A 13831-nucleotide genomic window follows, 5' to 3' on the forward strand; every position below is an offset into this window, starting at 1 on the left:
CATGGCAAGTATTCCTATACCACAACCATTAATAGACACTTGCCAACAGCTTAAAGAAAAAAATTGGCAAGCATTTATGCCACCATCTTTTGCGCCATATGACCTAATTTTTTGTCTCGACTTTTTAAAACAATATGATAACAATAATGCCACATTTGAATCATATCGTCGAGAAGTAGAACGATTAATTCAATGGGCCTGGCTAATTGAGAAAAAATCATTACTGGATTTGAAACGGCAAGACATTGAAAATTACATGCAATTTTGTTTCAATCCACCAAAATCATGGATTGGATTTAAAAAAGTAGCACGATTCATTACGCATAACGGCGAACGCATTCCCAACCATGAGTGGCGCCCATTTGTAGCCACTGTAAGTAAAATTGATCATAAAAATGGACTGAGGCCCAATAAGCAAAACTATCAATTATCACAAAAAGCAATTCGTGAAATTTTTACGGTGCTGAGCAGTTTTTATAATTACTTGGCCTTAGAGGAAAAAGTATCCATTAACCCGATTACTTTGATCAAACAAAAAAGCAAGTATATCCAAAAAACTCAACATCAAGCACAAGTGATGCGCTTGAGTGAAAAACAATGGCGAACTTGTCTTGATACAGTTAAAAATATGGCAAATAATGCGCCCGATAGACATGAACGGACATTGTTTATTATTTCTGCGCTTTATTTATTGTACTTACGTATCTCTGAGCTATGTGCCAGTGATCGTTGGACTCCAGAAATGCGACATTTTTATCAAGATAGCCAAGGATGTTGGTGGTTTAAGACGGTAGGAAAAGGTAACAAAATGCGAGATATTGCCGTACCTGATGACATGCTTGCAGCACTCAAGCGATATCGTGTCAGTATGCAGTTAACCCCACTTCCTTCAATGAATGATCAAAGCCCTCTATTACCTAAAGAAAAAGGTAAAGGAGCAATGACTAGTTCAAGACACATTCGTCGCTTGGTTCAAGACTGCTTTGATAACACCATACAAAATTTAAGAAGCACCGGCTTTTCAATAGAGGCTGATAGTTTTGAGTCAGCAACAGTACATTGGTTGCGCCATACAGGTATTTCCGATGATATTAATATGCGTGGGCGGCCTGTTGCGCACGTACGAGATGATGCTGGTCATAGTTCCAGTGCTATTACCGATCGATATAATGATATTGATCTCCTTGAACGACATCAATCTGCCAAATATAAAAGACTAATGTCGAAAGAAGATTAATCAGGAGGTGTACCAAAATAATTCTGTCAGCAATGCTGACAGTTTCGCATTTTACTTTAACAGATTTCCGCAACACCGCTGCGGAAATCTGTTATTAGCTAGTTTACTGCCGGAGATAGTGACAATTATCACAAATATGAGTTGGATTACATATCTGGGGCAAAAGCGAACTGAGATCCAATAGATACCATGCCAGGCTTGAGTTTATCTCATAATTTATGACATTCAGTGAGTGACAAAAAATCCAGGGGAGAATCAATAAAATTAGTGTGACACGCAACCGGTTTGATTATAATTAACACTTATTTGTGTGATATAGAAACTCTAATTCGCTTTTGCCCCAGATATGTAATTCAACCCAGTATAGCGAGAAAAACAAAAAATACGCTGCTCTCTGGAGTCTGAGTAGATTAATTCGGGATCAATATTTTGCCATGTCTCCTTTATATGAGTATTCAGTCCACGAGTAAAGCAATGCAAACCAAATTCAATGACAAACGCATATCGAATTTCAGGCTTATTTGTAGCTTCCTGTTGAACAAATTCCCAACGCAATTCGTTTAGATGATCGAGTTGATATACTTTGCTTTTGTAAATAAATGGATTCCACGTTTTAATTGTACATACCTCTTATTGTTATTTTGATTTTATCAATGCAAACTGGATTACTTGTTAAGCAATAAATAATCCCCCCGCTCCATAGCAATGGTAATGAATGCACTATATCTTAATGGGCTTGTGCTCCTACGGGCTTTAGTTCTTTTTGAAAAGTCCAAATCAAACCTAATATAATAATCCCCATCCAAGTTATTGATTTGCACCATGAAGCATAATAATAAAGCTGTATGAAGTGTTGTGGCTGATTTAAAATGGGAATTACATTAGGGGATGAAAATAAACTGATATTATTACTTACAATAATTGGTGATGCAAAAAGGAAAAACCCTTTTAAAATAAGCTCATGATTCTTCATTTTAACAGAAGAAAGAATAATCAAAACAAGCGCAGGCGCTAGAAGCAAAGCAAACCTTGGCCAGTAAAAAATATGAGTTATTGGGGTAAATAAATCGCCATAAGAGGAAAATACCCCTGATTTTAAAGCGGTTTCAAAAGAAAGCGACAAATAGGACAGAACTAACAGTAAAAAAGAGAAGTAGTGTATTGGTGTTTTTAGATTTATGCGCATTATAATAGTTCCTTTTTTTTGATCACGGTGTGAGCGTGCTTTAGCTCACCGCTTATTCTTTAGGATATAGTGTTCTTCCAGAAACGGTTGCTATTGCTTCTATAGGAATCGCATGTTCCTCATCATTAGAACAATTTAGGCTGATGATGCTAGCTATAGCATTGCTGTATCGTAATCAGGCCTAATATGTGTATCTGACGAGGCGATACATAATGTATTTCCAATGAATAATTTAAAACGTGCTTGGCTTAGTTTTTCTGAGACGTCGAAAGTCTTTAGAGTAACTCCTGATAACACTGTCCCAGGGGAAATTGTTTTTTCCTTGTGAGCCTTATCAGATGGAAGCTCAAATTGTTTTGTTACTATAATGTGCGCTGTTTTCCCTCCTTCAACATAAATTCTATTGGGTTTTTCTGATGAAGTCGAATTGGTATTTTTTGCTTTGCTTTTTATTAAAAGGAGATCAGGCGGCATTGGGCCGATAATTTTTAGTTCTGGTGAAGCCCAATAGATGGCTTTATTATTGCCTAAAAGTTTATAAGGCAAAAACACCACATCATGTTCCCCCATATTCCAAAAAACACCACAAAATAGATGCTTATCACCTATTGTAGAGCGGTTTAATAAATTACCTTTGCTGTCTGTAAAGCGATCGCAATAATGGTTATTTTGGGTCTTTGGCACTTTTAATGGTGAATACGCTAATTGAATTTCGCCATTGGCACCCATAAGAAACAATTGCCGTGAAGCAGTTGCATAGAAATCATAGCTCAATTTAGCAATGAATGGAGACAAAAACAGCACCAAGATCCCTAGCTTTATACCCAAACGCCGCGATGATTTTTCATCGAAAATAGAAAATAGAATGCACCACGTAAGCACAAGCCCCAGAACAATGATACAACCGTTAGCAAATGTTAAGAACACAATACCTCTCTTGTAAAAACTATCTATGCAAATGGTTACCATTTTATCATATTATTTTTTATAACATTTAATCTTATTAATTAGCTCATTTTTATTGAGTGCATCTATTTTATGTATTATCTTCTTAGGATTATGCCCTTGATCGAGCAATTGTTTAGCCCATAACATAAACACATCATCCTCGGTGAGAATCTTAAAAAGAATACGTTTTAATAAAGTCTTCGTGTGAACGTTTCAGATGTGATTTAACCTCCTCCAAAAACATCTGATATTGCTCAGTCGAAGAAAATAAATCCATGTTTAGATACCAATGTGCGCCATATTTCAAACTCATGGCATTTGATATAGCGGTACGAAAAGCGACTTCTATTCTCTCTAGGGCATCGATAACTAATAAGCGTAGCTCTCTATCAAAGGCATACAAATTTAAAAGATCCGAAAATCGCGTGTTAGGTTTAAATTGGCTAGTGTTTGTCGCAGAGCTAATGAGAAAAGGCTTAAAATAAATCATCAAACGATAGTAACCAATGGTCGTCAAATACTGGCTAGCTTCTTGTTCATTATCCAACAATAGCCCTTTTTGCCGTAAGTGATGTATTTGTTCTGGTATGGAAAGAGGTGGTTTATTAAAAACCATTTTTGAATGCATAAAGTAAATAACCCGCCCTGGTCCGCATTATTAAGAGGCGTGGCAGGTATGGTTAATTATATTATAACCCGATTGCGCTCAAAATCAAATACGATTGATTGTCATTAATGTAATTTAAACAGAATGTGCAACGTAACTGCCTGAATCACCGTACACGCCAATTCCCCATAAGAATGTTATAATTAACCGATCGTTAAAAGTCCTCATTTAAAGATTTTTGATTTAGGAATTATGGTGTAAGCAATGGATGTGAGTGTAAAAGAGTTTTTGATAACGCTATATATCGTAGGTGGATTAATTACCCTAAGTTATTCTATCCACAGCTTTCTCAATTTTCGACGCTTAAAAATATATTACAATAATAATTTGCTGCTAAAAAGGCCTGATATTAAACGCTATTTGATTCTTAACCCTCTCCCTTTGGCCATATTTTTTTGTTATCGAAAAAAGCCCTATAGAGCGATTTTCCGAGCTATTTTTTAAACATTATGGTGATGAGGGGCATACTTATTTTAGAAGCCAAGGGCTTAAAAACTTTTTAAATGACCTATTCAAAGGAAAAAATCGTTATAAAAAGTATCAAATACACACACTTTGCTGGCCAATTGACAAAAACTCTCAAGATTGGATTGAGCATGAGCGATTTTTTAAAGGCAATAATTTCTATGCGCGGATTGGGTTGAAGGAAGAGACACAGGTCTATTAGCCTATATGTACATAAAACAGTTAGCCCCTAATTTTGATTTTGGCTCAACTGGAAATTATAATAGTGAGGTTTGGGAGTATGGAGAGTCTCTACCCTGGATTATAATGCACCATTGCCGGAATGGGTTCTAAAAGCTATTTAAATAGCTTTTAGAAATATTTTTCTTTTCAACCTATAGAGATTATATTTGGGATATTGAGTTGCAATTTAATTAAACAATAATGTCCCAAAATTCCATCTTTCTGGTACTGAACAAATCCTCTTTTGTATATTATATGTTGTCCTTGGTGTTGATTGAACTTGAAACAGGAACGTGCAATCTGTTTTTATCAATTAAATCCAGATGCTTTGGAAGTCATCTATCAAAAGTAAATATTTAAATCATATGATAGATGTAACCCTCTTGTTTTCTGCCTATCACTAAAGTGTGTACCCTTGTGATATCAGAAAGCCAGTTTTGAAATTGTGTGTAATGGCTCGGCATTGGCCATCAATGCTCTTGCTTTTTTAGAGACTTTAATAAGAAAAGGCTAAAATCAAATAGCTGAATTTGTTTAAATAGTTTCGAGATCCTCATTGAGCGTTTATTATTACGGGGAAGGAAAATAATTGTTTGGTCATAAAATGGTCGTGGAGCAGGGTAAAATCCAACTGGAGCACCAAAATGTTCACATTCTTCACTAATAAAGAACCAGTCTTTACTATTTACAGAAAAAAGATCAAATTGGTTTAATAAAGAAAATACGGACTGTGAGTCTAAATGAACTGTATATAGTCTACCGCAAACAGGAAACTTTTTATTTAATTTTAAGGCAAGATATCGAGCTGCTGAAAAATGATGAGATCCCCCACTATTACATAAATGAATGCGGTTGTTATCCCATGCATAGCAATAAAATGAAGGATTATTGAATATTCGTCCGCCCTCCCACTGCAAATTTTTATTTAAATTTTGTTCTGATATGTCGGCGATTAAATTATGGTTAACTGTTGTTGCGAAATCATCAAGGGTTTTAAACAGGCTCAGATCTGATTTTGATGCGCCAAGGCAATCAATATCGCGAATATCACACCACCAATTTTCTGTTTCGTTAACTGTGACAATATATTCTAATTCTGGGATATATTGTTGTGTTGAGTAGTATCTTTCCCTTAGATTCATGGTGTATTTTTTATCAAAATAAAAACTATCCCACCTGTTCCAATGAATTATTTGATCCGCGTTAGCCGTTTGGGGAGGTGTTTTTAATAACATTTGTAGCTGAGAGTGACTTTTGATTTTTTTTATAAATCTTGATGGGTGTAAAAAACCTTCTTGTATCGAATCAACAATTAAATTAAGTACAGTCCCCATGCTTATCCTTTGTTTAGACGTGCGTTCAACTAGCTCAAAAGCTATTAAAATAATGCTAAAGAAGTATTCCTTTTACTATTGATGAAATACTGTTTTTTAGTTGTTTCCCATTATATATTTAAAGTGTTCAGGTTTTTTTTGTTTTAAAATGAGTTGTGTAGTTGGCTGTAATATCATCAGCCTCTAACTTGTATTGATTAAGACGTTGTTTGACAGTTTGACTGTCTTCAAACTTATTATCAGAGGCTATAGATTTTATAAATTGACGAGCGTTATTAACTAACTTTTCTAACAAGCTCTTATTTATTATTTTTATATTTTTACTTGGAGAACACGCATACTCAAAACAAGCAGATAAATGAATCATAATAGGTACACATTTAGCACCATTGCCATAATTGTTATTAAACCAAATTTCAGAACCATTCAGCTGATTACAATCGTGTTTACAAATAAGATCAGTGGTTGCACCATTTTTACATTCAATAACTAAAAATTTTAAATCATCCAACAGCCAGAGATTATCTGGTCCTTTTCCATAATCATTTTCGGGGCGTTGGCCTATAAAGCCAAGTAGGTATGCTAACTCTTTAAAAGCATCCTCAAATATATTTGCAGTGCCTTCACTAAATACAAGTTTTGAAAATACTCCCTCTGCATAGATAATAAGTTTGTTTCCATCTTTAAATTTTTCTTTTAAATAGTTAGAACATTGTATTGCTTGTGATCCGGTATGATTTTGTAGTGGCCTATAACAGATGCCTTCGATTGGTTTAAGAACTCTTAAATTATCAGATATAGCGGATAGCTGAGTTTTTTGCGATTCCACCTTATCGTACTTGTTTATATATTCCGACATGTATTGTTTTAACACGCCTCTTAATAAAGGATCTTCAGTTGACCTATTGATTTCATTCAAAATTCTATTTGCTGCTTCTTGTGGTTTCCCAGAGCGATCTAAATCGTAAGCCTCTCTTAAAGCTATTTTTATTGGGTCAGTTTTATTTTGATTGGAATAATTTAAGTCTGCCATAATACCTCTGCTTAACTTAACCCATTGAGGATCCCTTTTTAGACTGTAGTTTATGACAGTTTTAATCTCATCAGCTCCCTTATCTTTTATTTGGTCTGCTATTTGCTCTGATAATTCTAATTGAGCCTTTGTCGCGGGTGAAAATAGTTCTAAAGTTTCGCTCGTATAAAGCTGAGAAGTAAGATCTTTCCCCATAAGAAAAATGACGCAATAATCATCATTAGATCTAATTCCTCTCCCCATCCCCTGTTCCACTTTATGAACTATTTGATTTACTCTGTTCGAACTACCTGCAAGCTCACTCTGGCGAATTTTATCAATATTATTTCGGGCTGCTGGTAATCCATCTATAACTAATAATCGGCAAGCATTTTCGGGTAAATCAATCCCATCATATTTGTTAACTAAAATCGTTAAGCCAATATGAGTCGTTTTAAGTTGTTCAATTCCATGAAGCATACTGTCTTTATTTAAAATGAGATCCGCTGCATCCTCCCAAAACTCCACTCGCTTGTTAGAGGGGACAATAACTACCACGTTATATTCTTTGGATAATTCCAAACATAATGCTTTAACATCACTATCGAACATATTGGTGTTAAGAGCTTGTGGTAATAAGATTAATCTGTCACCTACATCCCCCGCTGAATCTGGAGTGATGGGGGTATTAAGATATTGGGGGCTTACACCAAAATGAGTCGTTAAGACGCTATCGTCCGATAATGTGGCGGTCATAAATATTTTTCTTGATGCATTACTCAGAGACGGAATCACATCAATTGGAATACAATTACTTGTAATTTCAATGTCATGCTTACTAATCACGCAACTACATCGCTCTAAATTTTCTTTTATTAATGCCCATTTAAATTTTATTTCTTCATGATTTTTGTTTTCAATTAAAACCTGCATTACATTACTAAGATTTTCTTGCCAGTTCCAATATGGGATTAAGATGTAGGCAAAAGGATCCCCTGATTTAATCTCCAAATATTTTGCTTCCGACTGCCTTTTCATTGCCTCTTCAAAAATACTAAATATTTTTTTATGTGCCGGGTTAGAGGATGATACATTCAAAGTGAATTGTTCTTCGACTGTATTTACGCATGCATGGGCATCATCAATAAGGATCGTTTTAATGGGTATTTTAGTTCCTTCATCCCCAACACCAAATACTGATTTTCCGTTAATTAATTTATATATATTAGTTACTAAAATTGCTTTCCCTTTTAAAAAACTCTCATTTTCAGGGTCATCGACTGCATTTAATCCAAGATCTTTTGCTTCGGATAAAACTTGCTCTACTAAAAAATTATCTGGAACAATGTAAACTACAGGTCCTTTCTTCTCATTCAAGCAACTTTTTAAAATTAAAAGGCCAACCACTGTTTTACCGCCGCCTGTATTCATTTTTATGACCAGGTTTCGTTCCTCTTTTCGGTCAAACCACTTGCTCCATACTTGAGATTGCACATCGCGGGGATAATGGAATTTGTTTGATTTTTTATTGGGTAACGCATTAAAAATTTCTCTCGGTTTTAAAACAGTATCAACAGTTTGTCCCGTACCCAATTTGGAAAAATCTAATGCCATTTAATGTCCTTTAAAGTTTACTGTTAATCCATATTGGCCAAAGAGTAATTAGGCCTGTAATTGCAATTTTAAGTGCATGTTCAGCGCATCAGCAACCTTCACCAGGGTCTCTAATGAGGGAATAAATGAACTATTGCCACTTTCAAGGCGAGAAATAACCGATTGTTTGGTTCCAATTTTATTAGCCAATTCAGATTGTGTCATATGTCGCTTTTTACGGGCATTTACAATCATTACTGCTATATTATTAATAATTTGCTCACGCTCATAGTGCTTGGCAAATTCTTCATCTTGATTGATTTTATCGTCAATAAATTCATTTAAGGTAAGTGCTTTCATTCTCGTATACCTCCATCATTCGTTTTTCAGCCAGTTCAATTTCTTGCTTTGGCGCTTTTTGTGATTGTTTTTTATAGGCATGTAAAAGAACGATGATTTCTTTTTGAATGCACACATAAAAAAACCGATAACCACTGCGCGATGTTTTAATTTTAATTTCCCAAAGCGAGCCTTTTATTTGCCTGAATTGTACCCTTGGGCTGTCAAACCCTAGCTCTTCAATACTCTTTAAACAACCAGCAAGTCGCGCTATCTCATCGGACGGCAAATCATTTAGAAATTCCGCCACGGGGTTTTTGCCCGATTGTTTTTGGTAAAATTTTATTTTCATAATAATTTATAGCATAAATGTGATAATTTGGAAAGTATTTAACTAAACTTAATCCATGGATTTTAGTTTATTGCTTAACGTTTCCGAGTTATTCAAAGATTCTAGTTTATCGAGCAGTTCCTTGAGCGGTCTATGATTTTTTAGTAATGGATTTGCCCACAAAAACAAGATATCGTCATCAGTTAATATTTTTTGCACTATATCTGGTTTTTCCTCCAGTAAAATCTCTACAGCACAAGCTACTAACCATTTAGAGGTTGATAATTCACCTTTTGCGATTTCTTCAATGGTTTTTGGCGCAATACTTTTATCTTTATTGAAAAGCGTTCTGGCTTTTTGGTGCAGTTTTTCTGATTTGTTATGAATGGATAATAATTCAGAAAATATCGCCTGTATTTTCAAGGAAACATCTGTTTTTACATTTTCAGATAATCCTAGTTGATTAAGCAGTGTAAGCGCTTGCTGTTTTTTTTCATCAGGAAGGCTTGCTGTCTTTATTTTAAGTTGCCCAATAGCGGCACTTATCATGGCATCATAAACATTCAAGTCGATGTGTTCTTCAAAGCATAACCTGCTGAGCTCATCAATAGCATCAATAAAACTACCTGGTAATCGGATCCTAAAATCTTTTTGTTCGGACAGAGCCTTTGTGGAAAAATAATGCTCAATAGCCACAAGATTATTCATGTAGTGCTTTAGTTCAATGGCTTCGTCCTGGCTTAATTTGTCCCAGCTATCGAATTCATCGCAGTTATTTGCTTGAAATGAGCCATAGGTTGTTTTTTTATCGGCTGATTGCACGTGAACTCTAGGTGGTTTATTCATGTTTGCTTTAACGGCAAACGATAGTTTTTTCATGAATCTACTCCTGTTAATGGCCTACTCCCTACGGTAGGGAGTAGGGCAATAGTCAGTATTTATAATCGGGTATTCTTTCTATTCTGTTATCAATGAATTCAACCAGTTGATCGCAATAGACTCCTTTTATCGGTTTATAGGGTATCACTGGCCACACTAGCATGTCTGAAAAGTCTTTGTTAAGGTAAAAGGAAATATTGTATAAGTCTTGCGCCTCATCCAACTCGATACAGACAAAACCATCTAAATAACGCGCATGAACTCTTATTGCAAGTGCATTAGATGATAGTTCATGCCATTTAGATACGCCCCAAGACCAAACGATCGCTTTATTCGTGTGCAGCAATTGTTGCTGGATAATTTCTGGAATAGTCATTGTGTTCTCCTATGTTTTTACTATGTGTCATTAGGACAAGAACAATATAACAAGGGCAGCAATAAATATCAACATTTTTGGTAAATAATTTTTATAAATATATTTTATAATAATTGTTGACGATTACGCGCTTTTTTGAGATACTGTATTTGTTCCTTGAGAACAATAGTAAAAACATAGGAGAAAACATAATGTTACCCATTTTATCAAAAGAAAAACTATTTAAATTAGCCCCTTCCATATTCACACAAGAAAGTTCCCACAAAACAAGTGATCAGTACTCACCCATCTCAACAGAGCAAATCATTGAAAAATTAATGTCAGAAGGATTTTTTCCAACTTGGGCAACTCAGACCAAAAGCCTGAGTCAAGAATCGAAAGCATTTGCAAAACACATGCTCCGTTTTCAACGCCATGATGTCATTCAAAATAATCAGGGACTTTATCCAGAACTTGTTCTTATCAATTCTCATGATGGCCTGTCTTCTTATCGCCTAATGGCGGGTCTTTTTCGGGTTGTGTGTGGTAATGGAATGATTGCGGGACAATCCTATGACGAAATTAGAATTAAACATCAGGGAGATGTTGTTGGGAACGTTATTGAAGGTACTTATAAGGTGATTGAAACCGCGAACAAGATGCTCGATGTATCAGATGATATGGCTTCAATTCATTTAAACGATACTGAAAAGATGATTTTTGCCGAAGCTGCCCATTCTCTAAAATTTTCTGATGATGAGGGCGCAATGATCGTTGCTCCTGAGCGTTTATTGCAACCAAGGCGTTATGTGGATCAAAAAGATAATGATTTGTTTACGGTGTTTAATGTCCTACAAGAAAATTTAATTAAAGGAGGGATCCGTGGCCATCGTTTAAATAAATACGGTTACACCACTCGAACAAAAACGAGAGAAGTAAAAGCCATTGATCAAAATGTGAAATTAAATCGTGCGTTGTGGACGTTAACCGAAAAAATGATGGAAATAAAAAGGTAAAGGAATTTTTTAGAGGCAAAGAAAAATCCCTTTGCCTCATCTTGAAAATAGCGTGTTAACAATAGCAAGATAAAAGGAACATTGATGAAATTAAGACTATACCACGGACGCAATACCCCAGAACAAGAAATGGATGATTGGGGCTTTGAAGGAGCAACACTTTTTGGTGTTGATGGCATTATCTGGACATACGGAGTTCCTAGAGTGTTTTTTATTAATGATGATTATTTTAATATAGCCAAGGAAGTAACCGGTTGGGATGAGATTGCTGATGGTTTAGAGATGCGTGTTTATGAGGATTTAATTAAAACCAAAGAGGGGTACTTTGGGGATTGGGAATTAATTGGAATATAAGTGGTACTTTTTTCTATTCTTTTTGTCTCCTTTTGTTGGTTTTATATCTTATATATGCGTTGATAATTAATAGTATGTTAATTGATAGGATCACAGAATAATAAAAAATTCTGTGATCTAAAATTAGAGCTTCCAATTTATTGATGATTAAAAATAAAAAATTCTTGATGTAAGAAAAAATAGCATTAATATTAATCAGAATAATAATGACTAAAAATAACCCCACCTTCCTTTTTATTAAGGAAAAAAATAACATTATTGAATGTGCTTTTATTTGTAAGGATCTAATATTCATTCTAGGATAGTACCCTACCTGATACCAATCCCACGGCTTCTAAGGGTATCGATTTTGAGTTCTCATTGGCGCAGTTTATGCCGCTAATTTTTGCAACTATATTTCCTGATCTATAATCAGTTTTTAAAATGGAATCCGCAATTGCCGTACAAGACATGGAATTGATGTTTATTTTAAATCGTAATTGATTTGGATTATCAGAATCATGAAAAGGAGCCATGACGAATGCGCTGAAAATTGTACCCATGGGTATCGATTTAGATTCCTTAATATCAGATGAGGTGAAATTAAAATTTTTTGTAACCACAACTTCCCCCATCTTGCTTTCTGACACATAAATTCTTTTTGATTTTGATGTGAGTTCATTTTTATGTTCGGCCAGCAGTTTTAGAGACTCATTTTTATTAATAAACGGAATAGGGATAAACCAATCAACAATGGTTATCATGACCTTATCCAGAAAAGGAGGTTCAACACCATGAATTTTCGCGGCAATCTCGGACAACTCTTTTAGAGATATATAGGTTTGCTTTTCTTTTTGATTTAGTTTTGATTGAACGGAATAAGAGTGATAACCAAATAGACCAATAATAGTTAGTGGTATGATGTATTTACATGTAGTCCTAATACGGTTTTTCACTCGGATATCCTTTTTTTTTAATTGTATATTTACTAAATTAAATCCTAATGCGGAACAATACTAAACGGATTCAATAGCCTGTTTCTTCTCTTTTCGATGTTGCTTCCATTCTTTATCTTTAGAAAAGATCATGATGGAGGACTCTTCAAAAAAATAGCTAATATCATCAATGCCAACCCATGAGCAGTATTCTTTTATTTCTGAGTAAATGTCTTTACTAATTTCGATTTTAATTTTTTCTTTTTCAGGTGTTTTTTTTGCACTAATTAAAGCCATGGTATTCTCCAAAATTAACATCAATTTTATAAAAAATTTAGTTTACTATATCAGTAAAAATAGGACATAAAAATACAAATCGAAACAATTAATAGCGATTGGCAAACGGATCATAACTATTGCAATAATTTGTAGATGAATAACTACGATAATTGTTGTCATGATTTCTATAATAATCATCAAATGAACTGTTAGATCCAAATGTATTGCCATTTACATCCAGACAACCAATCATTGGCAGGCCGCTTGCAGGATTAATTTTTGTATCATTTGATTTAGAGTAAGAATGAAAAGAATGCCGTTTAGCATACACAGCCTTCTCTTCTTCAGTCCATTCACTATAGGGTCTAAAATGAATGATTTTAGCAATTTTTTTCAGAAATCTTTTTAATATATTCATGATATAAATATCCCTATTGAGTAAATGGTTAAGAGAATACTGTGAATCACAAGCACGCAATTATTATGCGCTTTTCATAATATTAATTTAAATAAATAATACTAAAATTCCCAGTTAAATGCCCATACAAAAAGAATGATTAAATTAAAAAAGAAGTCGGGTAACAGGATCGAATTGCTCCGATCCCGTCCCCTAAGAACGTAACGTGCGACTTTCACCGCATTACGCTCAAGCCTTTCTAAGGCTATTCACCCAGCAGTTCATCACTTTCAATAACGTTTA

At 34.7% G+C, this 13831-nt stretch carries 15 protein-coding genes; 3 read left to right on the forward strand and 12 right to left on the reverse strand.

Features of this window, described 5'->3' with window-relative positions; genetic code table 11:
- Position 1 precedes the first annotated feature (1 nt).
- A complete protein-coding gene (locus ACWTEW_RS01360; protein ID WP_021460644.1) occupies positions 2 to 1237 on the forward strand; it encodes a tyrosine-type recombinase/integrase in 1236 nt (411 codons plus the stop codon).
- Between the two features lie 727 nt (positions 1238 to 1964).
- Here the strand turns inward: ACWTEW_RS01360 and ACWTEW_RS01365 are convergent.
- From ACWTEW_RS01365 to ACWTEW_RS01405, 9 genes are all read right to left on the reverse strand, one after another.
- Entirely contained in the window at positions 1965 to 2423 is a 459-nt protein-coding gene (locus ACWTEW_RS01365; RefSeq protein WP_058393154.1) for a hypothetical protein, read from the reverse strand.
- A 153-nt stretch (positions 2424 to 2576) separates the two neighbouring features.
- Entirely contained in the window at positions 2577 to 3350 is a 774-nt protein-coding gene (locus ACWTEW_RS01370; RefSeq protein WP_230305092.1) for a hypothetical protein, read from the reverse strand.
- Between the two features lie 193 nt (positions 3351 to 3543).
- The gene (locus tag ACWTEW_RS01375) at positions 3544 to 3999 is read right to left on the reverse strand and encodes an Abi family protein (RefSeq protein ID WP_021460518.1); all 456 of its coding nucleotides are present in this window, start codon (positions 3997 to 3999) and stop codon (positions 3544 to 3546) included.
- Positions 4000 to 5195: 1196 nt separating this feature from the next.
- Positions 5196 to 6059 (reverse strand): DUF6685 family protein, encoded by an 864-nt coding sequence (locus tag ACWTEW_RS01380; RefSeq protein ID WP_021582677.1) that lies wholly within the window; start codon positions 6057 to 6059, stop codon positions 5196 to 5198.
- Between the two features lie 127 nt (positions 6060 to 6186).
- Positions 6187 to 8685 (reverse strand): helicase C-terminal domain-containing protein, encoded by a 2499-nt coding sequence (locus ACWTEW_RS01385; protein WP_025520167.1) that lies wholly within the window; start codon positions 8683 to 8685, stop codon positions 6187 to 6189.
- A gap of 48 nt (positions 8686 to 8733) precedes the next feature.
- The gene (locus ACWTEW_RS01390; RefSeq protein WP_021460513.1) at positions 8734 to 9024 is read right to left on the reverse strand and encodes a helix-turn-helix domain-containing protein; all 291 of its coding nucleotides are present in this window, start codon (positions 9022 to 9024) and stop codon (positions 8734 to 8736) included.
- On the reverse strand, positions 9002 to 9355 hold the full coding sequence (locus ACWTEW_RS01395) for a type II toxin-antitoxin system RelE/ParE family toxin (RefSeq protein WP_021460512.1): 354 nt from the start codon (positions 9353 to 9355) through the stop codon (positions 9002 to 9004). Before ACWTEW_RS01395 ends, ACWTEW_RS01390 begins: the two co-directional genes overlap by 23 nt.
- 48 nt (positions 9356 to 9403) lie before the next feature.
- The gene (locus ACWTEW_RS01400) at positions 9404 to 10213 is read right to left on the reverse strand and encodes a hypothetical protein (protein WP_021460511.1); all 810 of its coding nucleotides are present in this window, start codon (positions 10211 to 10213) and stop codon (positions 9404 to 9406) included.
- Positions 10214 to 10265: 52 nt separating this feature from the next.
- Complete coding sequence (locus ACWTEW_RS01405; protein ID WP_021460510.1) at positions 10266 to 10589, reverse strand: hypothetical protein; 324 nt, start codon at positions 10587 to 10589, stop codon at positions 10266 to 10268.
- Positions 10590 to 10780: 191 nt separating this feature from the next.
- Between ACWTEW_RS01405 and ACWTEW_RS01410 the strand changes: the two genes are divergently transcribed.
- Positions 10781 to 11584, forward strand: a complete 804-nt coding sequence (locus tag ACWTEW_RS01410; protein ID WP_021460509.1) for a DUF932 domain-containing protein — start codon at positions 10781 to 10783, stop codon at positions 11582 to 11584.
- An 84-nt stretch (positions 11585 to 11668) separates the two neighbouring features.
- Positions 11669 to 11938, forward strand: a complete 270-nt coding sequence (locus tag ACWTEW_RS01415; RefSeq protein ID WP_021460508.1) for a hypothetical protein — start codon at positions 11669 to 11671, stop codon at positions 11936 to 11938.
- 296 nt (positions 11939 to 12234) lie between these two features.
- Here ACWTEW_RS01415 and ACWTEW_RS01420 read toward each other — a convergent pair whose 3' ends face one another.
- From ACWTEW_RS01420 to ACWTEW_RS01430, 3 genes are all read right to left on the reverse strand, one after another.
- On the reverse strand, positions 12235 to 12873 hold the full coding sequence (locus tag ACWTEW_RS01420) for a hypothetical protein (RefSeq protein ID WP_021460685.1): 639 nt from the start codon (positions 12871 to 12873) through the stop codon (positions 12235 to 12237).
- A 60-nt stretch (positions 12874 to 12933) separates the two neighbouring features.
- Complete coding sequence (locus ACWTEW_RS01425; RefSeq protein ID WP_021582697.1) at positions 12934 to 13149, reverse strand: hypothetical protein; 216 nt, start codon at positions 13147 to 13149, stop codon at positions 12934 to 12936.
- An 88-nt stretch (positions 13150 to 13237) separates the two neighbouring features.
- A complete protein-coding gene (locus ACWTEW_RS01430) occupies positions 13238 to 13609 on the reverse strand; it encodes a hypothetical protein (RefSeq protein WP_454783463.1) in 372 nt (123 codons plus the stop codon).
- Positions 13610 to 13831 lie beyond the last annotated feature (222 nt).

This window comes from Legionella stuttgartensis (assembly GCF_977063405.2).